Raw genomic sequence first — 24824 nt, 5'->3', positions numbered from 1 at the left:
TGCCAGAATCCCCTATATCGAGACTATGAGTTTTCCTGATCGCGAGACTGTTCTCGACTTCATTTCAAATAACCCTGCGCTAACAACCAAGCAGGAAATTGCCCGCGGCCTGAAGGTGAAAGGCCGCGAACGACAGGCGCTGCGAGCAATCCTGAAAGAACTTGAATCAGACGGAACGCTTGAGCGCACTGGTAAACGTGCTTGGGCCATCGCGGATCGCCCTCCTCCAACCGGAGTCATAAGTTTTGAAGAGATCGACGGAGACGGTGAGCTAATCGCCCGCGCAGTTGGCCGTGAAGGCGCTTTTGGTCCACCGATCCGCTATACAGGCTATCAAGGCAAGTCGCGTGGCCCTGCGCCGGGCATTGGAGATCGCGGTCTCGCAAAAGTGAACGAAAGCAATGGGGAGTACCACGCCAAGCTCCTGAAGCTTTTCGAGAAACGCGACGAAGAAACGCTTATGACCGGGCGCTTCGAAAGCAATCCCAAGGGCGGACGCATCATTCCCGCAAGCCGCAAGGACAAGCGTACACTGCTGGTCGACAAGAATGACAGTAAAGGGGCCAAAGATGGCGACCTCGTCACCGCCACCCCGAAACCCGGCAAACCCAACGGGCCCGCCTTTGGCATAGTAACAGAAATTCTCGGCCGTATAGACGACCCGCGCGCGGCATCACTTCTGGCGATTCATGGTCATGACATCCCCGTCGAGTTCCCGAATGACGTGCTGAACGAAGTAAAGTCCATCAAGCCTCTGGATTGCCCCCGGGAAGATCTTACCAGCCTCGATCTCATCACGATCGACCCGGCCGATGCACGGGACCACGACGATGCGATTTATGCCGAGAAACTGGAAGACGGCTGGAAAGTCATCGTAGCAATCGCTGATGTCGCTGCATATGTGCGCCCGGGCACGGCGCTCGACCGGGAAGCACAAAAGCGCGGAAACTCGACGTATTTTCCGGATCGTGTCGTACCGATGCTACCCTTCGAGCTTTCAGCAGATGCCTGCTCTCTCGTGGAACTGGAAGACCGGCCGTGTATGGCCGTGGAAATGGTATTCGACCAGTCAGGCGCGAAACGCTCACACCGTTTCATACGCGGGACGATGCGCTCCAAGGCCAAGCTCGCCTATGAAGAGGCTCAAGCGGCCATTGACGGCACAACCGGGGGAGCGGGTGAGCCTCTTCTGGATTCTGTCCTGAGGCCGCTCTGGGGCGCATATGAGGCGCTGGGCAAAGCACGCGCAAAGCGTGCACCGCTCGATCTCGACATGCCCGAGAAGAAAGTCGAAATTGGTGAGGATGGAAAAGTCAAAGCCATCGTGGAAAAAGAACGCTTTGACGCGCACAAGCTAATCGAAGAGTTCATGATCCAGGCCAACGTGGCCGCTGCTGAAACCCTGGAAGAACAGGGTGCCCCCCTGCTCTACCGGGTTCACGACCAGCCGTCTGATGCAAAAATTGCTGCTTTGGCCGATTTCCTTCAGACCATCGACATCAAATGGCCTGTGGGCGAGCGCCCACAAACAAGCCGTTTCAACCGGCTCATGGCAGATACGCGAGATGCCGACCATGCCGAAGCTGTCTCCGAGATGGTCCTGCGGTCTCAGGCACAGGCTGTCTATGACCCTGAAAATCTCGGCCACTTCGGGCTGAACCTTACCCGTTATGCCCACTTCACCTCACCGATCCGGCGCTATAGTGACCTTATTGTTCACCGCGCACTGATCAGCTCATTGAAGCTTGGAGAGGATGGTCTGACCAAAGAAATGGCAGCCTCTCTACAGGATATGGCCAGTCACCTCGTCGATACCGAGCGTCGCTCCATGGCTGCCGAACGTGAGGCTACCGACCGCTACCTCGCACTGTACCTTCAGGATCGTGTCGGTGCAGAGTTCGAAGGCAGGATTACGGGTGTGACCCCAGCCGGCCTCTTCATCCGCATGGCTGGCACCGGAGCCGATGGCTTCTCACCCATTTCAAAGCTATCAGATGACTTCTGGGTACATGACGAAGCAAGCATGGCGCTGATTGCTCGCGGATCCGGCAAGCGATTTGAGATGGGCCAGACCGTCCAGGTGAAGCTGCAGGAAGTTACACCGTTACAGGGCGGGCTTTTGCTTGAAGTTCTCTCGCCGCCAAAACCAAAACGTCCTGGAGAAAAACCGCCTGCCTCGCGTGGGGGCAGGTCTGGCCCAGGCGGTCGCGGCCGTGGCAAACTCACTGGCAAGCCCCGCAAAAAGGGGAAAACAAAAGACAAGAAGACAAAAAAGGGAGGAAAGCGCTGATGGCCGTCAAACTCGGCAGCGCTTACGACAAGGAGGATGATGGCGATATCATCCAGAAAGATAGACCTACGCCGCGGCCTCGCGATGCCGCTACATTGATCCTTGTCCGGCGTGATCAGGCAGAACCCCGCCTGCTTATGGGTAAACGCTCGGGCCGGCATGATTTCATGCCTGACAAGTATGTCTTTCCGGGCGGCCGGGTCGATACGGCCGATGGTCGTGTTCCAAGCCTCTCGGAACTACGGCAGACGGTTGAACAGAAGCTGGCTCACAAGACACGTCGCAAGCCGAGAGCCTTCGGTCTTACAGCCATCCGTGAAACATTCGAGGAAACAGGTCTTATCGTTGGCCGTGCAAGTGATTTCCCGGGCAGGCCCGCGGTTGACTGGCTGAAATATGCCGAACAGCGAGCCGCGCCCTGTCTGAAAGGTTTCACGTTCATTGGCCGGGCCATTACCCCGCCATACAGGCCCAAACGCTTCGATGCCCGCTTTTTCATGGCTGAAGCTGAAGATGTCCTGATTGACGAACGCCCGCCAGTAGACGGAGCAGAACTGCATGACCTGCAATGGGTGACACTGTCTGACGCTATGAACCTCGATCTCCCGAATGTGACCCGCTTCATGATTGGAGAGATCGGCGAACGTCTGGAAAAGAATGATCCTGAAGCCCTGCGCCCTCCTTTCTTGCGCTGGACGCCCGGCGGACATTCAAGGGACCGGATATAGGAACTGGCCACCCAGATTCATTTACCACCAACGAAACCAGCGATAGCCGCGCAGTGTGCACAGGCGCTTGACTTTGGAAGGCTCCCCCTCCATTAAGCGGCCTTCGAATTTCTGAAACACCCGAAACGAGCAACCGTCATGGCTAAGCCGACAACCATCAAGATTCGCCTGAACTCGACCGCCGGGACGGGCTTTTTCTATGTCACCAAGAAGAACCCGCGCAATCTCACCGAAAAGCTGGTGATGCGTAAATACGACCCGGTCGCGAAGAAGCATGTCGATTTCAAGGAAGGCAAGATCAAGTAAGGTCTTCCCAATCGATACTGATTATACAAAGCCGGGCAGTTTGCCCGGCTTTCTCTTTTTTCGGTTCCCGCATTTTACGTATGGACCCGAATGCCATCTCATATGTTATTATGTATAATAACAGGAGGTGCCCATGGCTCTGGAGTTCGATAAGGTCGTCGCCGTCATTGATGTAGATGACAGCCTCTCAACCCTGGTTTTCGAGACCGCACATCAACTCACTGCCGCCTCTGGTGAGCTTCATGCAATCGATTCCAACCCTTACATCACGACATTCAACTCCCCTTACGCGGGCAGCGCCATAGAAGCAGACGCCAAAGCCCACAAAGCTGATGGTGAGCGGCGCATGGCCAAGTTAAAGGAAATTACGGAAGCAGGTGGTCGCGCTGCGAAACTCGCCGTTCTGGAAGGTAACCCTTCGCGTGATGCAGCCAGTTATGCCAAGAAGAATAACATTGACCTTATTGTCATAGGTTCTCACCAGAAAGGATGGTGGAAACGCCTCCTTCAGGGGTCAGAAAGTTCTGATATGATCCGAGAAGCGCCATGCGCGGTGTTCGTTGTGACAACCGCTCACAAGAAGAAGACCGGCAACTAAGCCGCGATATTGGTGACCCTGTTCCGCCCGGCATTCTTGGCATGATAAAGGGCATTGTCGGCGCGCTTCAGCATCTCCCCGATCGTATCGTCTTCACCATTATAGGTGGCTACACCTGCACTGACTGTCACATTCAGCGTTACAGCACCTTCGGTATCCAATTCGAAAGGCTCTGCGTCGATAGCACGGCGAATACGTTCAGCCGCTTTCCAGGCAAATTCGGCAGATGTTTCCGGAAGGATGATGAGAAATTCCTCGCCTCCAGGTCTGCAAACTATGTCCTTCGGACGAACATGGCGCTGGATTCGCTCTGCAAATTGCTGGAGGACACGATCGCCTGCCTCATGCCCATACTTGTCGTTGACCAGCTTGAAATGATCGATATCGGCCGCGACGACAGATAACGGTTCGCCGCCTGAGCTTGCGCGCTTCATCCAGAGCGCCATCTGGTTCGTCATGTAACGACGGTTATAAAGCCCTGTAAGCTGATCGATAACTGAAAGCTCAAGGCCACGATCTACGCGTTGGCGCAATATCTCCACATAGCGGTTACGTCGTGTCTGGGTCGCAATACGAGCCAGCAATTCCTCAGGCGCTATCGGTGCCTGAATAATGTCGTTCGCCCCAATCTCCAGAGCCTGGGCTGCAAGTTCACGGTCACATTCATTTGCAATGACGATGATCGAGAGCGCTCGTGTCGTTTCACTGCTTCGGAAATGTGCGCATAGGCGGAGCGGGTCGAAGGTCTGATGACTTGCATTGAGCAGGACAATATCAAGTTTGCTTTTCTTGCGGTCCTGTTGGCTGCCCTTTCCGTCCAGGGTCAACAGGCGATGTCCTGCAGACTCCAGTGGCTCCAGGATCATACGTGCGGTTGAAGGATTTGAATCGACCAGCAGGATATTCGAGCCCTGCTCGAGAACCTTTGTCTCCTCCTCACTCAAAGACCCCGCATGAGCTCCGCTGGCCTCGCGTTTGCGCAGCTCATGAGCGACCGCATTATAGCGGTTGAGCGCGCCGAGACGAGCCATCAAGGCAAAATCATCTACAGGCTTGGTGAGGAAGTCATCTGCACCCGCTTCAAGGCCGCGAACGCGATCTGAAGTCTCATTCAAGGCTGTAAGCATGACGACAGGAATATGAGCGGTCTGAGGGTCATCCTTAAGACGGCGACAAACCTCATAACCATCCATGCCGGGCATCATGACATCAAGCAGAATGATTTCCGGCTCTTCCTGCCGGGTTATTTCTATTGCTTCAGCTCCATTCTCCGCCAGCAATACCGTATAGTATTTCGCCTCAAGCTTAGCTTGCATGAGGCGGCGATTAGCCAGAATATCATCGACGACAAGTATTCGTGCGCTCATGCAGCTTTCCGATCCCCGACAAGTTCCTCAACCTTGGCCAGGAATGAGCGCATCTGTATTGGCTTGGACAAATACCCCTCGCAGCCAGCTTCGCGTACACGCTGTTCATCAGCACGCATTGCAAAAGCCGTGACGGCCAAAACAGGGATATGCCGCAACGACTCGTCATCCTTGATCCAGCGGGTAATATCGAGACCGGAAACTTCCGGCAGCTGGATATCCATAATGATCAGGTCCGGTTTGTGTTTACGGGTCAGTTCGACAGCCTTTGCACCATCCCGGCACTGAAATGTCTTGAATCCATAGGCATCAAGCAGGTCACAGAACAACCGCATGTTCAGTTCATTGTCTTCTACGACAAGGACCGATTTCTGATTTACTATCGTCATTACTACGGTCTCAACTACACGCACCATTCCCTGAGCAGGCTGAAACTTATCACCAAGAGTCTTAATCTTTATTTGAACGGGAAATGTGAACTTGCACGATAGCGCGGAACATGAGAAGAACAAACATGCCCACACTTTGCAGGCATTGTTCGCATATTGCTCCTCACGGCCCAGTCACCTGCCCGGTATGTGGCAGTGACCACCTCTTGCAACACCCCCATCTTACCAGCCTCAGCATCGCCCACATTGATTGTGATGCATTCTACGCTGCAATTGAGAAGCGCGACAATCCTGAACTACGAAACAAACCCGTTATCGTCGGTGGCGGAACACGCGGTGTTGTATCGACCTGCTGCTATATTGCCCGCTTGGACGGCGTAAAATCAGCAATGCCGATGTTCAAGGCGCTCAAAGCCTGCCCCCATGCCGTGGTCATCAAGCCGGACTTCCAGAAATACAGCGCGGTTTCCCGGGATATTCGCGCGCGGCTCGAAAACCTGACACCCCTCATCCAAATGGTCTCGATTGATGAAGGATATGTGGATCTTTCAGGCACAGCCCGCCTTCATCACAGTCCTCCCGCCGCTCTTCTTGCCAAGCTTGCACGGGATATCGAGAGTAATCTTGGCATTACCATTTCAATAGGTCTGGCGTCTAACCGGTTTCTGGCCAAAATGGCCAGTGAAATGGACAAGCCACGCGGGTTTGCACTCATTGCAGAGCAAGAAGCACCCGCCATACTCGCGCCGATGCCGGTAAATGCCATACACGGCGTGGGGCCGACCTTTGCCAAACGCCTCAATAGCGATGGGTATCGTCTCATCAGCGATGTACAGAGAACAGACCGGCGGAGCATGATGGCGCGATATGGCGAAGCAGGACAAACCCTCTGGGATCGCGCCCATGGCCTTGATCGCAGACCTGTAACAGCTGGACGTGAACGCAAGTCGGTTTCTGCTGAGCGGACCTTCAGCGAGGATATTTCCACTCATGACGTCCTTGAAGACCGGCTTTGGTCTGTATGTGAGGAAACCGCAGCGCGCGCGAAACGTCACGGTGTCTGTGGCTACGCCATAACGATGAAACTCAAGCGCAAGGATTTTCGTACACTTACGCGGAGTGTTACCCTAACCGATCCGACACAGCTGGCGCAGACCCTTTTTCGCGCAACCCGCCCATTGCTTGAACGCGAGACCCGCTCAAGCACGCCCTATCGCCTGATTGGCGTGAGCCTTTCCGATCTACATCCTGCAGGTGAGGATTACGCTGACCTGATTGATCCGGGCGTCGCCAAGCGCGCTGCGGCTGAGCGTGCTGCTGATCGCGCACGTGACAAGTTTGGTCATGCCGCTGTGCAGACAGGCCGGGGTGTCAAGCTGATGTCACGGAATCAGCTAAGGAACTAGTCAACGTCTTGCCGCCCTGCGGAGCGTATGTCTAAGAGACAGGGCTTGAAGATTATGAACTAAAGCGGAGCATGACTGCCCATGAGCACACCTGAAGCCCGACTAGAAGAACTTGGCATAAAACTGCCTGAACCGATGAAAGCCGTCGCCAACTATGTACCGTTCGTGATCAGCGGCAATCAGCTTTTTATATCTGGCCAGGTCAGCGCCACCTCTGAAGGACGGATTACAGGCCGTCTCGGTGAAACCATGGACCTGCCGGCCGGGCAGAACGCTGCGCGCCATTGTGGCATCAATCTAATTGCTCAATGCAAGGCTGCGGTCGGCGACCTGTCGAAGATCTCCCGCGTTGTGAAGCTTGGCGGATTCGTCAACAGCCATTCGCTTTTCACCGACATTCCGCAAGTCATCAACGGCTGCTCCGACCTGATGGTTGAAGTGTTCGGCGACAAAGGGCGTCATGCCCGCTCTGCGGTCGCCTGTCCGACACTCCCACTGGGCGTTGCGGTTGAGATCGACGGCATTTTCGAGATCGAAAGCTAGGCCGGGTATGGCCGGACGGTTTCAGCTCGTGAAGCATGCTTATGCCCACCGTGGTTTATGGACGCCGGGCGGACTAAGTGAAAACAGCCTCGAAGCCATTCTCGCCGCTGCCGACGCCGGACTGGGCTGTGAAATTGATGTACGGCCGGCCGCCTGTGGAACCCCTGTCGTTTTCCATGACACACAGCTTGACCGCACAACGGATGAAACGGGCCCCGTCAACGCACGCACAGCCGAGGCTTTGACAGACATCCCATTGAAAGGCCGCGGGACGCTCACAACACTCGAACAGGTGCTGGATGAGTGGCCAGGCAATGCTCCCCTGCTTATTGAGCTCAAGATCGACAGCGAAACCGACACACCTGTTTTCACGAAGAAGGTCGCAGAGCTTGCTGAAGCTCACAATGGGCCGGCTGCCCTCATGAGCTTCAGTGACCTGGCTGTTCGCGAGATACCCGGGAGCCTGATGCGTGGAGCACTGGTCATGCCCAGCGCCTTGTCGGGCAACCTCAATCTGGAAGCCCTGGTTACAGCCGCAAAAGAGCTCAATCCGGATTATCTTGCCTGCCATGTGACAGATGCCGAGAACATCTGCAGCATGGCTAGCGACCATGAGCTACCTGTTGCCGCCTGGACGGTCACAAGTGCTGACATGAGCGCCTTTCTCAAGACTCTTCCAGTCGCACAGATATTCGAAGGTTTTGATCCGCACTTTGCGCAGACTGCCACCTGATCTAGTCTGGCGGTTATGGATGAACCGCATTTCCAGATCCGGCTGATACATGGCCTCAGCGAAATAGAGGCTGACGACTGGAACGCCATCGCCAACCCACCAAGTTTACCATACGATCCTTTTCTTAGTTGGGAATTTCTGGAAGCTCTTGAAGTGACGCGAGCCGTCGCGCCGGAAACGGGCTGGGGCCCACATCATATGGTCGTCGACTCCGTTGACCGGGAATTGATCGGGGCGATGCCGCTTTACGTTAAAGGTCACTCTCAGGGCGAGTTCGTATTTGATCATGGCTGGGCCGATGCCTATGAGCGCGCAGGGGGGAGCTATTACCCCAAACTCCTCTCGGCTATACCCTTCACGCCCGTAACGGGAAGGAGACGCCTGGCCAAACCCGGCCCTGACGAATCACGCATTTCCAACGCCCTGCTCGCCGGTGCTGTTCAGGTGGCTGACAATAACAACCTCTCTTCACTTCACTTGAATTTCCTCACCGAGGCCGAAGCCTGGTCGATGGAAGAAAGCGGAATGATGATCCGCACGGACCAGCAGTTTCACTGGCATAATCGCGGCTATCACAACTTCGACGACTTCCTTGCAGAACTCTCTTCATCGAAGCGCAAGAACCTGCGCAAGGAACGACGCAAAGCCCAGGATGGCCTGACATTCCTGCACCTGACCGGTGATGACATCACCGAGGCTCACTGGGATATCTTCTACGAATTCTACATTGATACCGGGGCGCGAAAATGGGGGTCTCCCTATCTAAACCGAGATACATTTTCGCTGCTAGGTGAACGGTTGCGTGACCAGATCCTGCTTGTACTCGCTATTGAAGACGGCACCCCCATTGCCGGTGCGCTCAACATGATCGGGAGCGAACGTCTCTATGGACGTTACTGGGGGACCGTCTCCCCACGTCCAATGATGCACTTCGAGACCTGCTATTATCAGGCCATAGACTTTGCGATTGAGAACGGGTTGAAAGTTGTTGAAGCTGGCGCCCAAGGTGGCCACAAGCTGGCGCGCGGCTATGTGCCGGAGACGACATATTCTGCCCACTGGATCGCACACGAAGGTCTCGCGGCCGCCGTGGACGAATACCTCGCCCGGGAAAGAAATGCCGTCGAGCATGACGCGCATTTTCTGCGCGCGCGAACACCATTTAAGAGAAATGGATGAGATCCCACGTAACCATAAGACGGTTCTCCTCTCTGCCTGAGGCTATGGCCTGTGCGTCATATCTGACTGCGCATGGACTGGATCCCGCGATAGACGAGTTTCAGCACGCTACCGTGCAATGGTATCTCATACCCGCCCTGAATGGGATTGGGCTAAGTATACCAGCAACTCAGGAGGAATCCGCGCAGCACCTGTTACATTGTGTCGACACAGGCGAGGCCAGCTTGGCCAATGAGGGCTATGAGCAGCCGCGCGCCTATGGTCGTCTAGGCGCTTGGCTATACCTGCTGATTCCCATGGGGCTGATTACCCTTCCCCTTATGCTGCTATTACTGCCATTTGTCATCGTGCAGCTTATCAGCGGCGCCATCCTGCCGGAAAATCCGGATGAGTTTGCTGAGCTGGCTTTAGTTCTGGCCGAATTTATATTTGCCTTGTTCCTCGCGTGGGCGCTTATCTCGTTCTATTTGAATACAAGGCGTTTTTTGAAGAAGCGCAATCAGGAGCAATCTTCACAATGACCCTCCACGACACCTACGATCCCAATAACATCTTCGCCAAGATGATCCGTGGCGAAGTGCCATGCGTGAAGGTTTACGAGGATGATGTCGCACTCGCCTTCATGGACATTTTCCCACAGACAGAAGGCCACACGCTTGTCGTACCCAAGGGTGTAGAGGCCCGTAACCTGCTGGAAATGCCTGATGACAGGGTCGGCCCCTACATGGAACGCGTCCAGAAGATCGCACGGGCTGTCGAAAAAGCGCTGAAGCCAGACGGACTGGTTGTCACACAGTTCAATGGTGCACCCGCCGGACAGACCGTTTACCACTTGCATTTCCACATATTACCCCGGCGCGAAGATGAACCACTCAGGCGCCATTCCGGCGGCGATCCCGCCGATAGCGGAACACTGGAAGCACTGGCAGAAAAGATCTCCGCTTTCATTTAACGGAGGAACTCCATCGTAAAACACACGTTCTGGTAGTGATTTCCGGACTGCTTTTTTTGCAGCTTGAGGCACAACTACGTGACAGACACTATGGAGCGAGTGAACTATATCCAAGCCCCTCCAATGGGAGCGGCTTACATGTATTACCAGAACGGTAGGGTCTTTAATGACTTGGCCGCAAAAAGCGGCGCGCCGCAGACACGCGCGGAAGTTGACGCCATGATTGTGTCAGCCTCCGTGACGGATATCATGATATTCGTCAAACGCTGGCTGATACTCGATGATGAACGCACGCAGCTTCAGCATCAGGCAAATCATGTTGAGCACGTCCTCGGGGACAGGCTACTTGGTATCCTGTTAAGTGAACGTCTGGCCGACATATCAGCAACAATGAAGCGCCGCGCCTTGGACCTTGCGCGCCTGACCGCCCATCAAGCTGAGGATATAGGCGCAAAATGCTATGTTCGAGCCAGAATGTGCGATCTAGCTGCAGATGATAGCGCACTTCTCAAACGTTTATGTGAGAGCATACGCAAGGACGTTGATGCACTCGGCATAGACGTGAAGCGGCTTGACCGCAGCTCAAACTGAGGCTGATTGCCAGCCACTACGCCTTCACAAGCCGAGTTTCTGCCTGAGTATCTGATTGACAGCCTGCGGATTTGCCTTTCCGCCCGAAGCTTTCATCACCTGCCCCACAAACCAGCCCATCGCTTTCGGCTTCTCCTTGACCGATTCAGCCTGCTCCGGATTTGCGGCAATGATCTCATCAACTATCGCCTCGATGGCGCCAGTATCAGTGACCTGTTTTAGGCCGTGCTTTTCCACAATATCGCCGGGACCGCCTTCTCCATCGATCATGCGATTGAATACGTCTTTGGCGATTTTGCCGGAAATGGTGTCGTTTGAGATGAGATCGATCAATTCGCCAAGCTGCTCTGCAGAAACTGGACTGTCAGCAAGTTCCAACTCGGCACGGTTGAGATAACCGAATAGCTCCTGGCTGACCCAGTTTGCGGCCAGCTTGGCATCGCGCCCCTTGGCAACCGCTTCGAAAAATTCAGCACGCTCGAAATCGGCCGTCAGGACACCAGCATCATAGCGCGAAAGGCCATAGTCCTTCTCAAAACGTGCGCGCTTCTCATCCGGCAGTTCCGGCAGGCTCTTGCGAATATTGTCGACGAACAGGTCGTCTATCTCCAAGGGAAGCAGGTCCGGGTCCGGAAAATAGCGGTAATCATGCGCATCTTCTTTGTTACGCATGGAGCGCGTCTCGCCTTTATTCGGATCGAACAGACGCGTTTCCTGTATAACCTTGCCGCCACCCTCAATGATTTCAATCTGGCGGCGGGCCTCATATTCGATAGCCGCCTGGATGAAGCGGAAAGAGTTCATGTTCTTGAGTTCGCAGCGTGTACCAAGATGGCTGAAATCGCCGGTCTCGCGGAACTTCTCATAACCACCAGGCTTGCAGACCGATACGTTTACATCCGCACGCAAATTGCCCTTTTCCATGTCGCCGTCACAAGTGCCCAGCGCGACAACAATAGACTTCAATTTCTTGACGTAAGAAGCTGCTTCCAGCGGGCTTCTTATATCCGGTTTGGACACAATCTCCATCAAAGCAACACCAGACCGGTTCAGGTCCACATACGTAGCTGTCGGATCCATGTCATGGATCGACTTGCCAGCATCCTGTTCCAGATGGAGCCGCTCAATGCGGACGGGAAATGCGTAGGCAGCATCGCCATGAGCCGGCTCGACATCGACTTCGATCTCGCCTTCGCCAACGATTGGAAAGTCGAACTGACTGATCTGATAGCCTTGTGGCAGGTCCGGATAGAAATAGTTCTTACGATCAAACCTCGACCACTGGTTGATCTTTGCCTTGAGACCAAGCCCTGTGCGCACAGCCTGTTCAACACACTTGCGATTGATGACCGGCAGCATGCCAGGCATCGCCGCATCGACAAGGGAGACATTGCAATTGGGGTCTGCCCCGAACCGTGTTGACGCACCAGAAAACAGCTTCGCCTCTGAAGCCACCTGGGCATGAACCTCAAGTCCCATCACCAGTTCCCAGTCTCCAGTTTCACCTTGCAGCGTATAGGTCGGGCGCTCGCTCATTCCACTCATCCCGCAATAAAATCAATTCGTCAGGCGTTTAAGCATAGCTATGCTGGCCTTGCCATAGCGCAATCCGCAAGAGCCGCAGTGTCAGCTATCTTTTTGCTGATCAGCCTGTTTCAGGGCCGCTTCTACGCGCGCCTTGCGTGCAGCCATACGGTCACTCAGCTTCGAGCTGTAGCGGCTGGGCGCATCTTCAGGTGACAGGGGCTTCTGTGACTTCCGGAACTGCATGCGTTCAACGAATACCGCGCCCCGGATCGAGACATATAGCGCCACAACAACCGCGAGCAGCCAGTACATGCGGGTTCGCGGATGAAACGGGTTAACCCCCTGTTGCCAGGCCATCAGGAATATTACGAGCAGCAGGACCAGAAAGGCCCCTGCCGCGTAAAGCACTGTTTTCGTTCGTCTGGACATGTCAGCAGATTAGCACCCGTGCCTCAGCACGTCACGCCCGGGAATGCGCTAGTCACTCCGGTCGTGATCATCCCAGTTGTCAGCCAGGGGCAACACCGGCAAGACGACAAGGAAAATGGCGAAGAGAAACAGAAGCGCCGGAACGGCAACGCCTTTATCCTGTCCATCAACGGCCATGCCTGAAGCTATAGAATGGACAGCGAGAGCCGCCAGGAGCGAAGCAATCGGCCAACGCACCCACCGATACCTGAAGACACGTGCACCGAACGTCCGGCTTATAATAAGCTCCAGAAGATTGCGATGACCTCGAACCGACATGCCTCTCAGCTTACCACCATCTCTCCGGCTTGGCGACAAATTCCGCCGCCTCTTCGAGAGCGCCGGCAACACGGAAACAGCTGGCCTCATCAAGTGCCTTACCGATGACTTGGAGACCAAGCGGAAGTCCCTGTTTATCGATTGCAGCCGGCACTGAAATGCCTGGCAGCCCGGCGAGGTTGGCTGTTACAGTGAAGATATCATTGAGATACATCTGCACCGGATCAGCCTTTTCGCCATAGGCAAAGGCAGCCGATGGGCAAGTCGGTGTCAGGAGGGCATCGCAGCCTGTAAATGCCTCGACAAAGTCGTTCAGGATCTTCTGGCGAACTTTCTGGGCACGCAGATAATATGCATCGTAATAACCAGAGGATAGCACATAAGTGCCTATCATCAGGCGACGCTGAACTTCTTCGCCGAAGCCCTGGCTGCGAGTACCTTCATAAGTATTGACCAGATTGTCTCCGGTAACACGCGCGCCATAACGCATACCGTCATAACGTGCGAGGTTGGAAGACGCCTCCGCTGGCGCCACAATATAGTAGGCGGGTAGCGCATACTTGGTGTGTGGCAGGGACACATCGACAATCTCAGCACCCTGCTCTTTCAGCCAGTCGATGCCCTGGCTCCACAGTGCCTCAATCTCTTCGGGCATGTTCTCGACGCGGTATTCTTTCGGAATGCCGATCTTCATGCCCTGCACGCCGCGTTTTACGGCATTACGCCATTCCGGCACTGGTTCCGAGAGAGAAGTTGAGTCTTTCGGATCATGCCCACACATCGCCTCAAGCAATATGGCACTATCCTCGACCGTATGCGCAATCGGCCCAGCCTGGTCGAGTGAAGAGGCAAACGCCACCATCCCATACCGGCTCGCCCGTCCGTAGGTCGGTTTAATCCCGACCGTTCCGGTAAAGCTCGCAGGCTGACGGATCGATCCCCCCGTATCAGAAGCCGTCGCCCCGAGACAGAGATTGGCGGATACTGCCGTGGCGGACCCGCCAGATGATCCACCAGGTGTAAGCGTCTGGTTTGATCCCTCACGCCGCCAGGGATTGGCCGGTGGACCAAAGCGCGAGGTCTCGTTCGACGACCCCATAGCAAACTCATCCATGTTGAGCTTACCAAGCATGACCGCACCAGCATCCCACAATTGCTGGGTCACACTCGACTCATAGGTCGGCGTGAACTCACCGAGTATGTTTGAACAGGCGGTCGTACGCACGCCCTTGGTACAATAGAGGTCTTTCACCCCGAGTGGTGCGCCTTCCAGTGAACCGGCCTCCCCATTGGCAAGCCGTTTGTCGGAAGCTGACGCCATTTCCAGCGCTTTTTCCGGCGTCTGCACGACATAGGCGTTCAGCGCATCATTGGATGCCTCGATCTCGTCGATGAAAGCCTGCGTGATCTCGGTCGCGGAAAAAGCTTTTGTCTTCAGCCCGTCCAGCGCGGCTGCGAGCGTCAGTTTGGTCAATTCGGTCATGTCGTGTTCAGCTGCCTGAAAGTAATGTTGGCCCTTCGTATGCAGGCCAATGATGAAAGTTCAAGTCCCGATGACTGATGCCTGTGATTTGAAACTTTCTGTAATACCAGACATTCATTTCTAAAGAGACGTCCAGCTGGGAAGGCCAGATCCCCCGCAGGACAAAGGAGGAAACATGCAAATGACTACCGCATTTCCGGCTTTTGCCATATCCGCACTCATGGCTCTTGGTGCCTGCACCGCCTCGAATGCTGGTTCGGATACCAAAGAAAGAGAATGGCTGCAGGATGCCCGGCTTGGCGAAAAGGTCGATCGGGTCTGCTTTAAATCCAGTATCGACAGCTTCCGAAGCCCTATGGATAAGACCGTTATCGTCGAAGAAGGCGTGAATGACGAGTACCTTATCGAGACAACCGGCAATTGCCCGGATCTCGATTGGGCACAGTCTATCAGTTTCGACACACCACGAGCAGCCTCATGCGTCACACGCGGCGATTCAATCTATGCATATGATAGCGTTTTTGGCCCGGATAATACTGGCATCGCGCCAATCCGCTGCCCTATTTCGGCCATCTATGTATGGAATGAAGAAAGTGCTGATAAGGAGGCGGACATGGACGGCGAAGAATAGTTCATTGTGACTTGCCCGGGGGCGCTTCATGCCCCCCGGCCCTCACTTCAAATTAGTGCCACAAATATTAAAATACTAAGTCTTGCGATCAGGACAATCGCAACCTGAGCAACAAGGCTCAGATACCAGGCGCTCCCAAGCTTCAGAAGCCATCCGCCTATAATCCCCGCCAGCAGCATCAGGACCAAGGCCACCAGCCAATTCATCGTAATCGCGAACACCAGCGTCAGATATCCCGTCACGAGAAGGATATGCAGACCTGTCCACCCGCAGAATTTCAGGAAACGATTAAACATCGCTTCGCGATTGGCAATATTCACTTGGGGAGGCTGGTGAGCATGCGTTTCGGAATTGGCCACTGTCGCCTCACATCATCAAGACATCCCCCGCCCTTGCCCATATAAAGGCTGCAAGAGCTGGATTGTTCCTGACCTGTATTTAACAGCAATCGGACAGTGGTTTATTCCACGGACTTCGGGACCACGAAGAACCCGTCTTCGCTCTTGGGCGCATTGGCGAGAACCTGGTCCTGAATGTTACCGTCCGTGACGACATCGTCCCGCAGAGGCAATTTCGCATCGACAACCGATGTCATAGGTTCAACACCCTCGACATCAACTTCATTCAGCTGCTCGATCCAGCCAATAATGGCAGATAGCTCATTGGCCAATGGCTCAAGGCGTTCTTCAGATACAGCAATTCGGCTCAGTTGCGCGGCCTTGCGGACATCGTCTTTTGTAACGCTCATCAGCTGTCTCTCCAATCGACAAGACGTTGCGATACGCGCTAGGCAGGGCAAATTCAAGAGATGAGACCACAAGCCCGCATGCCAGTCACAGACCTCTTTGCCCTGCCCCGCTCCGGGCCCCTCATCGGAATTGATCCCGGCAGCAAGACGCTTGGCATTGCTGCATGCGATGCTGGCCGTCTGATCGCTTCGCCCGTCGAGACGATCAGGAAAGGCCGCAAGCTTGGTCCCTCCCTGGATCGACTCTTCGTAATCATCGACGAGCGTCTGGTTTCTGGCCTCATTATTGGCCTGCCACTCAACATGGATGGCAGTGAAGGGCCACGCGCCCAGTCCGCCCGGGCGCTTGCACGCAATATACTGGCCCGGCAGGACATCCCAATAGCCTTTCATGATGAACGCCTGTCCAGTTCAGAGGCCGAACGCGCCATGATCGCTGGCGATCTTTCCCGTGCTCGCCGCGCTGAACTGATAGACGCCTCCGCGGCTGCCATCATACTGCAAACCGCCATAGATCGGCTCGCCAACGCCTCATGAGCGCTTTCCTCGCTGCCCTCGTCCCGGTTGTCCTGATCGTTGCGCTTGGCCGTTTCCTTGGCTGGCGGCGCGTCATCCCTGATGAGGGGTGGCGCGGTATCGAGAGGCTGGCATACGTTGTGCTGTTTCCGGCGCTTATCATTCGGGCACTCGCCCACGCCCCCTTTGAGGAGGCCCCCTGGAAGCTCGCCATCATCCTCATGGTGTCTCAATGCCTTCTCGGCGGTGTCGGGCTACTGGCCCGAAAGTGGCCAGATATCGAAAGCCCGGCTATCGGCTCAATCATTCAGTCGAATGTACGCTGGAATACCTTTGTGGCCCTCTCGATTGGCAGCGCACTTTTTGGCGAAGAAGGTCTTGCACTGGTCTCGATAGCTGCTGCTGCCATGATCCCTGCCGCAAATATACTAAGCGTAACGGCACTTACAGCTCATGCTGATCATACAAACCTGCCCAGACGCAATCCAGTAGCCGAGCTTGTTCGCAATCCTCTCATCATCGCTTGTGCTGTTGGTGGCCTTCTGGCGGCGCTTGACGTCGAAATTCCCGAACTTCTGGATCTGTCCATAGATCTTCTGGGCCAAGGCACGATTGCGCTGGGCCTTCTCGCCGCCGGAGCCGGGATGAATATTACTGCGCTGGGCCGCGCTGGCCTCAAGACACTTACATGGTCGCTGGTCCGGCTTCTCGGGCTACCTGCGTTCACAATCACAGGAGCCCTACTTCTTGGCCTGACAGGCACGCCCTTCGCGATCGCAATTATCTGCGCGTCCGTACCAACGGCAACCAGCTCCTATATTCTGGCCCGTCAGCTTGGCGGTGATGCCCCCCTCGCAGCTAATCTTATTGCGATGCAGACCGTGCTATCCATTCTCACCATGCCGGTAATCTGGTTTGCTTGTATGCAGGCTGGGCTTTTCTAGAGCTACCTCATTCACCCCGCCTCTTGCTCCAATCAGGAAACGAGCATAAACCGCCAAAAATCGAGAGGCAGGGCATGACGGCCATACCGGGCTATACCTACAAATTCAGTCACACCCATCTGTTGAGTATTGAAGACCTTTCCAGGCTCGACATCGAACATATTCTCGATCTGTCAGAAGAGTTCGCTGAGGCGACCCGACGCGGCGAACGTCCGGAACCGCATCTCAAGAACAATACCGTCATAAATCTCTTCTTCGAGAACTCGACGCGGACCATGTCGAGTTTCGAGATCGCCGCGAAGCGCCTCGGCGCCGACGTCGTCGCCATGCCGATTGCCCAGTCCAGCGTAAAAAAGGGCGAGACACTGATCGACACAGCCATGACGCTGAACGCCATGGCCCCGGATGCCATCGTAATCCGGCATTCAGCCTCAGGCGGTGTGAAGCTTCTCTCCCGCAAGGTGGATTGTGCTGTCATCAATGCCGGAGACGGTACACACCAGCACCCCACACAGGGCTTGCTCGATACGCTCACAATCCGACGTGCGAAGGGGCGCATCGAGGGCCTGAAAGTGACTATTTGTGGCGACATCATGCATTCGCGGGTTGCACGTTCTACGACACAGGCTCTGCACTTGCTGGGCGCTGAAGTCACGTTATGTGGCCCAGCAACCCTGATGCCAGCCGGCACCGAGACCTGGGGCGCAGCGCGCGCCATGAGCGATTTCGATGCTGCTATTGAGAAGGCTGATGTCGTCATGATGCTAAGGTTGCAGCTTGAGCGCATGAACGGAGCCTATCTACCAAGCCAGCGTGAATACTTCCGTGATTTTGGTCTGACATCAGAGCGCCTGAAGCGGGCAGCTTCCGACGCCACCGTCATGCACCCAGGCCCGATGAACCGAGGTATCGAAATCGAAAGCGCCATCGCGGATGGAGAGCGCTCGGTTATTACCGAACAGGTGGAAATGGGTGTCGCGGTCCGCGAAGCGGTCCTGAAGCTGCTTTCAGGGAGGCGCGTATGAAGACGCTGATTGAGAACGCCCGCCTGCTCTGTCCAGCGAATGGAATAGACGAAACAGGCGCCCTGCTTATCGAAAATGGCCAGATTGCCAGTATAGGCGAAGCGAATGGCAAAGCCGACCAAACGATAGATGCAGCCGGGCTATGCCTGGCGCCTGGCCTCATAGACCTGCGTGTCAAGACCGGCGAACCCGGTGCCGAGCAGAAAGAAACACTTGCGACTGCCTCCCGTTCTGCACTGTCCGGCGGCGTCACCAGCATGGTCGTCATGCCTGACACCAACCCCGTTATAGACGATGTCGCACTCGTTCAGTTTATCGCCAATCGCAGCCGGGAAACCGCAAAGACCCGGATCTATCCGGCTGGAGCTCTGACCAAAGGACTCAGGGGTGAGGCCATGGCGGAAATGGGCCTGATGTCGGAGTCGGGAGCGGTCTTCTTCACCAATGGCGACCTGCCCGTTTCTCAGCCCTCCGTGCTCCGTCGGACAATGGCCTATGCCGCCAGCTGCGGGGCCGTCGTGGCCAGCCGGGCTGACGAGCATGCCCTGGCCGCGAGCGGCGTGATGAACTCCGGTGCCCTTGCTGCCCGTATGGGGCTTTCAGGCTTGCCACGTGAAGCAGAATGGATTGGCCTCGCGCGTGACCTGCTAATAGCCGAAGCAACTGGGTGTACGCTCCTTGTGGATCAGGTTTCGACAGCACGCAGTGTTCAAATGGTGAAACAGGCCCGCCAGAATGGCGTCAAGGCATATACCAGCGTTGCAGCGCATCATCTGTTCTTCAACGAACTCGATGTCGGCGACTATCTCACTTATTGCAAAGTCAATCCGCCTTTCCGCTCGGAAGATGACCGTCAGGCGCTGGTCGATGCGCTCACGGCTGGTGAGATTGATGCCGTTGTTTCTGCACACGATCCCCAGCCACCTGAAGAAAAGCGCCTGCCATTTGCCGAAGCAAGTTTCGGCGCCGCAGGGCTTGAAACCGTCCTTTCAGCATTGCTGGTCCTGGTTCAAGACGAACGCATCACTCTTCTGGAGGCCTTGAAACCTGTGACGTGCCGCCCGGCGGATATAATCGGCGTACCGCAGGGCCGTCTGGCTGAGGGGGCGCCGGCTGACTTGATTCTGTTCGATCCGGAAAAGCCGTGGCTGTGTGAACGGGAAAACCTGCTTTCACGCTCGCTCAATTCCCCATTTGACGGTCGACGCATGGTTGGCCGCGTGATGCATACAATTATCGGTGGCGAGATAGTATTTTCCCGCTAGCACCCAGTCTGCATGATGCGAAGCAACCGTCTTTCCAGCTCATCCGGAAAAATTCGTGCTTTCCGGCTCAGGACCTCTGCCTCGACACCCCGGCAGATGGCGATAAGAACCCTAGCCATTTCCTCAGCATTTGCCTGGCCATGTGCCTGAAGAGCCGCCGTTACAGCATCAGGCAGACACGCTGCCCAAAGCCTCACTGAATCGCCGATTTCAGTGTCGCGCTGGGCCAGTGATACCAGTTCATACTCCAGCACAGCGAGTTCTGCATCAGAAGGATCGAGCGTGGTCAGCGTAGTAAGGAACCGGGCAATTTCACCTGGCGAGGACAAAGGCCGTGCAGCAAGGGCATCATCAAGGCCGCATTGATAATCATGCATATAAAGGCGGAAAGCCTCACGGATCATCCCGTCCCTGTCTGCAAAATGATACGTAAGCGTACCTGGCGACAGCTCGGCTGCCTCGGCCACAAGACGATGCGTAACACGCTCTGCCCCGTGCCTTACGATGAGGCTGAGAACGGTTCTGAGAAGGCGTTCTCTGGCGGGCATGACGAAGGTATCACTCGCTGAGATCATAAATGTACAATTAGCACGACATCCCCTTTTCGGAAGTGAAAGCAGCGGTCACGCCCGAATGACCCTGCCGTTTTCACGTTACTTCCAAGAACAGCTGCGCGATCTTTCGAAATCCTAGAAAAACAAGGTACAGCATTGTTCCCTAGCGGGCCGTGCTTGACCACAGGCGGCATCAAATAGAGAACAGAGCACAGGAAAGACAGAATTAAATTTCAGACACGCGAGACCCATGACCTATCTCCCTTTCGCCATAGCCGTGCTCGGCGGATACCTCCTCGGGTCAATTCCCTTTGGCCTGGTTATCACACGCGCCGCTGGGCTCGGTGATATCCGCAAGATTGGCTCTGGCAACATAGGCGCGACCAATGTTCTTCGAACCGGGCGCAAGGACCTCGCACTCGCAACACTCCTGCTGGACAGTTTCAAGGCAGGTCTGGCTGTCCTTGTATTTTCAATCATCTTTGCAGACAGAAATGTAGGACTGATCGCTGGTGCGGCTGCTTTTCTGGGGCATTGCTACCCGGTCTGGCTGGGCTTCAAGGGCGGCAAGGGTGTCGCAACTTATGCTGGCCTGCTCGCCTTTGCATCCCTGAAAGGCTTGTTGGTTGGTGCCCCGGTCTGGCTTGGCCTGTTTGCACTTTTGCGAATATCTTCACTTGCTGCTCTCGGCGCAGCAAGCCTCGTCCCCATCGGTGCATTCCTGCTTGGCGAAACGATTTTCGCCGTCACCGTATTGGCAGCGCTCAGCCTTCTGGTCTTCTGGACACACCGTGCCAACCTCGTCCGTTTGCTGAATGGAACTGAGCCAAAATTTGGTAAGAAACAAGAGCAGGAGAAGGAATGAGCATGGCGTTGGGGGATGCTGAGCGTGTTGACTGGATCGCGCTTGCACGTGCCCCACGTATTGGCCCGGTCACTTTCTTTCAGCTTTTATCCAGATATGGAACACCCGGAGCAGCTCTAAAGGCCCTACCTTCCATAAAAACTGACAAGACTACAGCGGCGCGTGAACTGGAAGCTACACGGGCCTTGGGAGCTGACATCCTTACTGCTAGCGATCCTGATTTTCCAACCGCGCTCTCACAGCTATCCCCACCCCCACCCGTCATTTCAGTACTTGGTCGGACAGAACTGTTCACGCGGCCAGCCATCGCGCTTGTCGGCGCGCGAAATGCCTCAGCGGCGGGGCGCCGCATTTCCCGGCAGCTTGCAAAAGGTTTGGGTGAAGCCGGTTTTGTTATCGCCTCGGGCATGGCGCGAGGTATTGATGGCGAAGCCCACGACGCCAGTCTGGAAACGGGAACCATCGCGGTTCTCGCTGGCGGAATAGACCAGATATATCCACCACAACACGCGCAATTATACCATGCCTTAAGCCAACAGGGGGCAATCATCTCCGAACGCGCATTGAGTCATCGTGCCGGCGCACGTGATTTTCCTCGCCGCAACCGCATCATCACTGGCCTGGCAGTTGGCACGGTCGTGATTGAAGCGGCCGAGCGGTCTGGCTCGCTGATCTCCGCACGGATGGCAGGTGAACAGGGACGCGAGGTGATGGCCGTGCCAGGTTCACCACTTGATCCGCGGTCGGCCGGCACCAATCGGCTTATACGGAACGGAGCAACACTCGTACGGCATGCCGGGGATGTCACTGAAGCTGTCTCTCACCAGCTTTGTAACAATGATCACATCAGCTGGTCTCCCATATTACCGCTCGCGCCCGAGAACGATCATGAGATCATGACAGAAGGGCTATCAGGCCGGATTCTGGAAGCCCTGTCACCTACGCCACTCCCAATTGCCGAGATTGCCCGCGTCAGCGGCTGTTCAGCCCGGCAATGTGCCGCCCTGCTGATGGAACTGGAGATAGATGGCAAAGCTTTCACGCATGCGGGCGGACTGGCTTCACGCGCCTGAAGACACATTGCCAATGATGACAGTAAGGTCACAGGCGTGATGAAATCCCCGCAAGCAATTCATACAGTCTCTGGACGCCGATCCCGGGCCCGCTTATGCGGAACCAAGGGTAGGAGTAGATCAGGAGACCCCATGGCCGTCTGGAAATGCGCCCTGGCAGCAATACTGCTCGGTTCGGCCAGTCACGCAGCATATGCACAGCCGGCCCCTGCCGAGTCGGAAGAAAAAGCTGAGCGCGTCACTTTGACCGCAGATAGTGCTTACGTTCTGGAAAACGAGAATCTCGTTGTCGCAGAGGGCAATGTCCAAGCCGAGTATGAAGGGCGTGTGATGACGGCCGACCGCCTGACCTATGACCGTCGCACAGGCGTTGTCCATGCACAGGGCAATGTTACAATCCTCGAACCGGACGGGACACAGCGGTTTGCCGATGAGGTCGAAACCGATGCCCAGCTGGCAAATGGGTACGCCGTCGATTTCGCGATGCGCACACCTGACGGCGCCACAGCCTCATCCAATCTTGCAACTCGCGAGAATGAAACCCGCACGACTCTGGAACGCTCGATCTATACATCCTGCGAACTTTGCGAAGAAGACAGTACACCGACTTGGGCAATCCGTGCCCGCAAGGCCGTTTTTGATGAAGAAGACGGCATGTATACTTACCGTGATGCTGTCGTCGAAATCGCGGGTTTTCCAGTCATCTACCTGCCCTACTTCGCCCATCCGGATCCACAGGCGGAACGACGCTCCGGCTTTCTCTTCCCCAAGGTGGGAAGTTCCTCAAAGCGCGGAGTATTTTATCAACAGCCCTACTACTGGGCCATTTCCCCTCACCAGGATCTCGTCATCTCCCCGATGATAAACTCGAAGGTAAACCCGGTCATGGAGCTGGATTACCGCAAAAGGTTCTACTCGGGTCAGGTCAATATCAATACCAGTTTCACTAATGAACAGAACTTCGACAGCGACGGTGAACGGTTCGGCGACAAGGAATGGCGCGGCCACATATTTGCTGACGGCAAGTTCCGGCTAAACGATGACTGGCTGTGGGGGTTTGGCGTCGAGAAAATGAGCGACGACCTCTATTCCCGTCGCTATGACATTGACGGCGAGAATGATCAGCGCGGCCTCTATACCAACCAGCCAAGAATCCTGCTATCTCAGATCTACACGCAGGGCCAGTCGACAAACTGGTACGCAGATGCCTCTGTCCTTACGTTTGACAGCCTTCGTTTTGACGACAGCCGTGAGGATAGCATCGCTGATGTCCTGCCACTGGGGTATGCCGAACGGGCTTTCGATCTGGGCGCCTTCGGTTATGCCAGCGTAAGTGGTTCAACGGCCTTTCTGAGCCGCACTAGCGGAACAGATAGCAAACGTGCCTCCATCTCGGCTGACTGGTCTGTTCAGAAAATTCTGCCTGGCGGTTTCCTGGCCGAGCCATTTGCTGAAGCCCGTTACGATTATTACGATCTGAACGACTTCCCGGTTGAAGGCCAGAGCGACGCCGTAGAACGGGGCTTCGGCACGGCTGGCCTTGAACTGTCCTACCCGCTCTACCGTGCGGGTGAGAATGTAGATATTCTCGTCGAGCCAATCGTTATGGGCGCGGTCGGCACAAGCGGGCCCAATGATTCCGAAATCCCGATTGAAGATGGCCTCTTTTACGAACTCGATGTGTCTTCACTATTCGAGGGTAACGCCCAGGTCGGCTATGACCTCTACGAAGGAGACAGCAAGGTCGCAGCCGGTATTTCAACCGTCGCACGCTGGAAATCCGGAGTTCAATTTACGGGCATCGCTGGAAGACGTTGGCGCAGCCGCGATGATCCGCGTTTTGACGAAGCAAGTAATCTTGACGGAACGGTCAGTGACTGGATTGGTGCGTTTGGCTTGGACTTCGGCAGCCCCTTTTCTATCAAGGCGAAAGTTCGTCTGGATGATGACACACTTGAGCTCAATCGGCTCGACACGAGCATGGAGCTCAATTTCGATCGAGTGAAGGCAAGCGCACTTTACTATCGAATTCAGGAGAAGGCCTCACAATCTGGCAATCGTCAGGAAGGTATTATTCTTAATTCTGAGGTGTCCGTTACCGACAACTATTTCGTGCTATACGGATTGCAGCGGGATATAGAAGGTAATCGGGACATTAGTCACTCGGTTGGCGTGGGCTATGAGGACGATTGTTCCCGCTTCGAGATTGTTTTTGCACGCTCAGAGCAGATCGACAGACAGCTTGGGCCATCCGATTCCATTCTGTTCCGGTTCTCGTTGAAGTCACTCGGTAATATTGGTTCATCAAACTTCGACTAGGTTCAATACGAACTGGGATCGGCGCATTGCCTCTCACACATTGCG

General features: G+C 55.3%; 28 protein-coding genes. 19 read left to right on the top strand and 9 right to left on the bottom strand.

The window, feature by feature from the left end; all coding sequences use genetic code 11:
- Positions 1 to 25: 25 nt before the first annotated feature.
- From rnr to Q1K31_RS07740, 4 genes are all read left to right on the top strand, one after another.
- Complete coding sequence (gene rnr / locus Q1K31_RS07755; protein ID WP_300378465.1) at positions 26 to 2290, top strand: ribonuclease R; 2265 nt, start codon at positions 26 to 28, stop codon at positions 2288 to 2290.
- Positions 2290 to 3018 carry an NUDIX domain-containing protein gene (locus Q1K31_RS07750; RefSeq protein WP_300378464.1) on the top strand — a complete coding sequence of 243 codons (729 nt, stop codon included), beginning with the start codon at positions 2290 to 2292 and terminating at the stop codon, positions 3016 to 3018. The genes rnr and Q1K31_RS07750 overlap by 1 nt, the downstream gene beginning before the upstream one ends.
- 138 nt (positions 3019 to 3156) lie before the next feature.
- Positions 3157 to 3324, top strand: a complete 168-nt coding sequence (gene rpmG, locus Q1K31_RS07745) for a 50S ribosomal protein L33 (RefSeq protein ID WP_300378463.1) — start codon at positions 3157 to 3159, stop codon at positions 3322 to 3324.
- A gap of 133 nt (positions 3325 to 3457) precedes the next feature.
- On the top strand, positions 3458 to 3922 hold the full coding sequence (locus tag Q1K31_RS07740; protein ID WP_300378462.1) for a universal stress protein: 465 nt from the start codon (positions 3458 to 3460) through the stop codon (positions 3920 to 3922).
- On the opposite strand, the gene Q1K31_RS07735 is transcribed toward Q1K31_RS07740, so the two are convergent.
- Positions 3919 to 5289 carry a PleD family two-component system response regulator gene (locus Q1K31_RS07735; RefSeq protein ID WP_300378461.1) on the bottom strand — a complete coding sequence of 457 codons (1371 nt, stop codon included), beginning with the start codon at positions 5287 to 5289 and terminating at the stop codon, positions 3919 to 3921. The genes Q1K31_RS07740 and Q1K31_RS07735 overlap by 4 nt on opposite strands.
- Entirely contained in the window at positions 5286 to 5678 is a 393-nt protein-coding gene (locus Q1K31_RS07730; protein ID WP_300378460.1) for a response regulator, read from the bottom strand. Before Q1K31_RS07730 ends, Q1K31_RS07735 begins: the two co-directional genes overlap by 4 nt.
- A 110-nt stretch (positions 5679 to 5788) precedes the next feature.
- Between Q1K31_RS07730 and Q1K31_RS07725 the strand changes: the two genes are divergently transcribed.
- The 7 genes from Q1K31_RS07725 to Q1K31_RS07695 all read left to right on the top strand — a co-directional run bounded on the left by Q1K31_RS07725 (position 5789) and on the right by Q1K31_RS07695 (position 11082).
- Positions 5789 to 7084, top strand: coding sequence for a DNA polymerase IV (locus Q1K31_RS07725; RefSeq protein ID WP_367187544.1), 1296 nt, complete (start codon positions 5789 to 5791; stop codon positions 7082 to 7084).
- An 81-nt stretch (positions 7085 to 7165) separates the two neighbouring features.
- Complete coding sequence (locus tag Q1K31_RS07720; protein ID WP_300378458.1) at positions 7166 to 7627, top strand: RidA family protein; 462 nt, start codon at positions 7166 to 7168, stop codon at positions 7625 to 7627.
- Positions 7628 to 7634: 7 nt separating this feature from the next.
- Positions 7635 to 8360 (top strand): glycerophosphodiester phosphodiesterase family protein, encoded by a 726-nt coding sequence (locus tag Q1K31_RS07715; protein ID WP_300378457.1) that lies wholly within the window; start codon positions 7635 to 7637, stop codon positions 8358 to 8360.
- 15 nt (positions 8361 to 8375) lie between these two features.
- The gene (locus tag Q1K31_RS07710; protein WP_300378456.1) at positions 8376 to 9539 is read left to right on the top strand and encodes a GNAT family N-acetyltransferase; all 1164 of its coding nucleotides are present in this window, start codon (positions 8376 to 8378) and stop codon (positions 9537 to 9539) included.
- A gap of 113 nt (positions 9540 to 9652) precedes the next feature.
- A complete protein-coding gene (locus Q1K31_RS07705; protein WP_300378455.1) occupies positions 9653 to 10060 on the top strand; it encodes a hypothetical protein in 408 nt (135 codons plus the stop codon).
- A complete protein-coding gene (locus Q1K31_RS07700) occupies positions 10057 to 10491 on the top strand; it encodes an HIT family protein (protein WP_300378454.1) in 435 nt (144 codons plus the stop codon). The genes Q1K31_RS07705 and Q1K31_RS07700 overlap by 4 nt, the downstream gene beginning before the upstream one ends.
- A gap of 138 nt (positions 10492 to 10629) precedes the next feature.
- Positions 10630 to 11082 (top strand): hypothetical protein, encoded by a 453-nt coding sequence (locus tag Q1K31_RS07695; protein ID WP_300378453.1) that lies wholly within the window; start codon positions 10630 to 10632, stop codon positions 11080 to 11082.
- 24 nt (positions 11083 to 11106) lie between these two features.
- Here Q1K31_RS07695 and gatB read toward each other — a convergent pair whose 3' ends face one another.
- From gatB to gatA, 4 genes are all read right to left on the bottom strand, one after another.
- Entirely contained in the window at positions 11107 to 12618 is a 1512-nt protein-coding gene (gene gatB, locus Q1K31_RS07690; RefSeq protein ID WP_300378452.1) for an Asp-tRNA(Asn)/Glu-tRNA(Gln) amidotransferase subunit GatB, read from the bottom strand.
- 90 nt (positions 12619 to 12708) lie between these two features.
- Positions 12709 to 13038, bottom strand: coding sequence for a hypothetical protein (locus Q1K31_RS07685; RefSeq protein ID WP_300378451.1), 330 nt, complete (start codon positions 13036 to 13038; stop codon positions 12709 to 12711).
- 48 nt (positions 13039 to 13086) lie between these two features.
- Positions 13087 to 13275, bottom strand: coding sequence for a hypothetical protein (locus Q1K31_RS07680; RefSeq protein ID WP_300378450.1), 189 nt, complete (start codon positions 13273 to 13275; stop codon positions 13087 to 13089).
- Positions 13276 to 13366: 91 nt separating this feature from the next.
- On the bottom strand, positions 13367 to 14839 hold the full coding sequence (gene gatA, locus Q1K31_RS07675) for an Asp-tRNA(Asn)/Glu-tRNA(Gln) amidotransferase subunit GatA (RefSeq protein ID WP_300378449.1): 1473 nt from the start codon (positions 14837 to 14839) through the stop codon (positions 13367 to 13369).
- A 175-nt stretch (positions 14840 to 15014) separates the two neighbouring features.
- On the opposite strand from gatA, the gene Q1K31_RS07670 reads away from it, so the two are divergent.
- Positions 15015 to 15470: a DUF6491 family protein gene (locus Q1K31_RS07670; RefSeq protein ID WP_300378448.1), complete on the top strand. Its 456-nt coding sequence runs from the start codon at positions 15015 to 15017 to the stop codon at positions 15468 to 15470.
- A 47-nt stretch (positions 15471 to 15517) separates the two neighbouring features.
- On the opposite strand, the gene Q1K31_RS07665 is transcribed toward Q1K31_RS07670, so the two are convergent.
- Both Q1K31_RS07665 and gatC read right to left on the bottom strand, forming a co-directional pair.
- A complete protein-coding gene (locus Q1K31_RS07665) occupies positions 15518 to 15829 on the bottom strand; it encodes a hypothetical protein (protein WP_300378447.1) in 312 nt (103 codons plus the stop codon).
- A gap of 101 nt (positions 15830 to 15930) precedes the next feature.
- A complete protein-coding gene (gene gatC, locus Q1K31_RS07660) occupies positions 15931 to 16218 on the bottom strand; it encodes an Asp-tRNA(Asn)/Glu-tRNA(Gln) amidotransferase subunit GatC (RefSeq protein WP_300378446.1) in 288 nt (95 codons plus the stop codon).
- 78 nt (positions 16219 to 16296) lie between these two features.
- On the opposite strand from gatC, the gene ruvX reads away from it, so the two are divergent.
- The 4 genes from ruvX to Q1K31_RS07640 all read left to right on the top strand — a co-directional run bounded on the left by ruvX (position 16297) and on the right by Q1K31_RS07640 (position 19968).
- Positions 16297 to 16755, top strand: coding sequence for a Holliday junction resolvase RuvX (gene ruvX / locus Q1K31_RS07655; RefSeq protein ID WP_300378445.1), 459 nt, complete (start codon positions 16297 to 16299; stop codon positions 16753 to 16755).
- Positions 16752 to 17678: an AEC family transporter gene (locus Q1K31_RS07650; RefSeq protein WP_300378444.1), complete on the top strand. Its 927-nt coding sequence runs from the start codon at positions 16752 to 16754 to the stop codon at positions 17676 to 17678. Before ruvX ends, Q1K31_RS07650 begins: the two co-directional genes overlap by 4 nt.
- A 74-nt stretch (positions 17679 to 17752) precedes the next feature.
- Entirely contained in the window at positions 17753 to 18703 is a 951-nt protein-coding gene (locus Q1K31_RS07645; protein ID WP_300378443.1) for an aspartate carbamoyltransferase catalytic subunit, read from the top strand.
- Complete coding sequence (locus tag Q1K31_RS07640; RefSeq protein ID WP_300378442.1) at positions 18700 to 19968, top strand: dihydroorotase family protein; 1269 nt, start codon at positions 18700 to 18702, stop codon at positions 19966 to 19968. The genes Q1K31_RS07645 and Q1K31_RS07640 overlap by 4 nt, the downstream gene beginning before the upstream one ends.
- Here the strand turns inward: Q1K31_RS07640 and Q1K31_RS07635 are convergent.
- Entirely contained in the window at positions 19965 to 20516 is a 552-nt protein-coding gene (locus Q1K31_RS07635; protein WP_300378440.1) for a TetR/AcrR family transcriptional regulator, read from the bottom strand. The two genes, Q1K31_RS07640 and Q1K31_RS07635, sit on opposite strands and share 4 nt — an antisense overlap.
- A gap of 256 nt (positions 20517 to 20772) precedes the next feature.
- Here Q1K31_RS07635 and plsY point away from each other — a divergent pair, with 256 nt between their 5' ends.
- The 3 genes from plsY (at position 20773) to Q1K31_RS07620 (ending at position 24779) form a co-directional block, all read left to right on the top strand.
- A complete protein-coding gene (gene plsY / locus Q1K31_RS07630; protein WP_300378438.1) occupies positions 20773 to 21387 on the top strand; it encodes a glycerol-3-phosphate 1-O-acyltransferase PlsY in 615 nt (204 codons plus the stop codon).
- Positions 21384 to 22460 (top strand): DNA-processing protein DprA, encoded by a 1077-nt coding sequence (dprA, locus tag Q1K31_RS07625; protein WP_300378436.1) that lies wholly within the window; start codon positions 21384 to 21386, stop codon positions 22458 to 22460. The genes plsY and dprA overlap by 4 nt, the downstream gene beginning before the upstream one ends.
- Before the next feature lie 132 nt (positions 22461 to 22592).
- Positions 22593 to 24779 carry an LPS assembly protein LptD gene (locus Q1K31_RS07620; protein WP_300378434.1) on the top strand — a complete coding sequence of 729 codons (2187 nt, stop codon included), beginning with the start codon at positions 22593 to 22595 and terminating at the stop codon, positions 24777 to 24779.
- Positions 24780 to 24824: the final 45 nt, after the last annotated feature.

Source organism: Henriciella sp. (genome assembly GCF_029936995.1).
Taxonomy (GTDB): Bacteria; Pseudomonadota; Alphaproteobacteria; order Caulobacterales; family Hyphomonadaceae; genus Henriciella.
Note: the sequence above shows the minus strand (reverse complement) of the source record. Positions and strands in the feature narration are given on the sequence as shown.

Coding starts and splice junctions, on each gene's coding strand:
- rnr (WP_300378465.1), top strand. CDS start 26: ATGAGTTTTCCTGATCGCGAGACTGTTCTCGACTTCATTTCAAATAAC.
- dprA (WP_300378436.1), top strand. CDS start 21,384: ATGAGCATGGCGTTGGGGGATGCTGAGCGTGTTGACTGGATCGCGCTT.
- Q1K31_RS07645 (WP_300378443.1), top strand. CDS start 17,753: ATGACGGCCATACCGGGCTATACCTACAAATTCAGTCACACCCATCTG.
- Q1K31_RS07700 (WP_300378454.1), top strand. CDS start 10,057: ATGACCCTCCACGACACCTACGATCCCAATAACATCTTCGCCAAGATG.
- Q1K31_RS07685 (WP_300378451.1), bottom strand. CDS start 13,038: ATGTCCAGACGAACGAAAACAGTGCTTTACGCGGCAGGGGCCTTTCTG.
- Q1K31_RS07715 (WP_300378457.1), top strand. CDS start 7,635: ATGGCCGGACGGTTTCAGCTCGTGAAGCATGCTTATGCCCACCGTGGT.
- Q1K31_RS07735 (WP_300378461.1), bottom strand. CDS start 5,289: ATGAGCGCACGAATACTTGTCGTCGATGATATTCTGGCTAATCGCCGC.
- Q1K31_RS07720 (WP_300378458.1), top strand. CDS start 7,166: ATGAGCACACCTGAAGCCCGACTAGAAGAACTTGGCATAAAACTGCCT.
- Q1K31_RS07750 (WP_300378464.1), top strand. CDS start 2,290: ATGGCCGTCAAACTCGGCAGCGCTTACGACAAGGAGGATGATGGCGAT.
- gatA (WP_300378449.1), bottom strand. CDS start 14,839: ATGACCGAATTGACCAAACTGACGCTCGCAGCCGCGCTGGACGGGCTG.
- plsY (WP_300378438.1), top strand. CDS start 20,773: ATGACCTATCTCCCTTTCGCCATAGCCGTGCTCGGCGGATACCTCCTC.
- Q1K31_RS07640 (WP_300378442.1), top strand. CDS start 18,700: ATGAAGACGCTGATTGAGAACGCCCGCCTGCTCTGTCCAGCGAATGGA.
- Q1K31_RS07740 (WP_300378462.1), top strand. CDS start 3,458: ATGGCTCTGGAGTTCGATAAGGTCGTCGCCGTCATTGATGTAGATGAC.
- Q1K31_RS07635 (WP_300378440.1), bottom strand. CDS start 20,516: ATGCCCGCCAGAGAACGCCTTCTCAGAACCGTTCTCAGCCTCATCGTA.
- Q1K31_RS07670 (WP_300378448.1), top strand. CDS start 15,015: ATGCAAATGACTACCGCATTTCCGGCTTTTGCCATATCCGCACTCATG.
- Q1K31_RS07620 (WP_300378434.1), top strand. CDS start 22,593: ATGGCCGTCTGGAAATGCGCCCTGGCAGCAATACTGCTCGGTTCGGCC.
- rpmG (WP_300378463.1), top strand. CDS start 3,157: ATGGCTAAGCCGACAACCATCAAGATTCGCCTGAACTCGACCGCCGGG.
- Q1K31_RS07725 (WP_367187544.1), top strand. CDS start 5,789: ATGAGAAGAACAAACATGCCCACACTTTGCAGGCATTGTTCGCATATT.
- ruvX (WP_300378445.1), top strand. CDS start 16,297: ATGCCAGTCACAGACCTCTTTGCCCTGCCCCGCTCCGGGCCCCTCATC.
- Q1K31_RS07650 (WP_300378444.1), top strand. CDS start 16,752: ATGAGCGCTTTCCTCGCTGCCCTCGTCCCGGTTGTCCTGATCGTTGCG.
- Q1K31_RS07730 (WP_300378460.1), bottom strand. CDS start 5,678: ATGACGATAGTAAATCAGAAATCGGTCCTTGTCGTAGAAGACAATGAA.
- Q1K31_RS07710 (WP_300378456.1), top strand. CDS start 8,376: ATGGATGAACCGCATTTCCAGATCCGGCTGATACATGGCCTCAGCGAA.
- Q1K31_RS07695 (WP_300378453.1), top strand. CDS start 10,630: ATGTATTACCAGAACGGTAGGGTCTTTAATGACTTGGCCGCAAAAAGC.
- gatB (WP_300378452.1), bottom strand. CDS start 12,618: ATGAGCGAGCGCCCGACCTATACGCTGCAAGGTGAAACTGGAGACTGG.
- gatC (WP_300378446.1), bottom strand. CDS start 16,218: ATGAGCGTTACAAAAGACGATGTCCGCAAGGCCGCGCAACTGAGCCGA.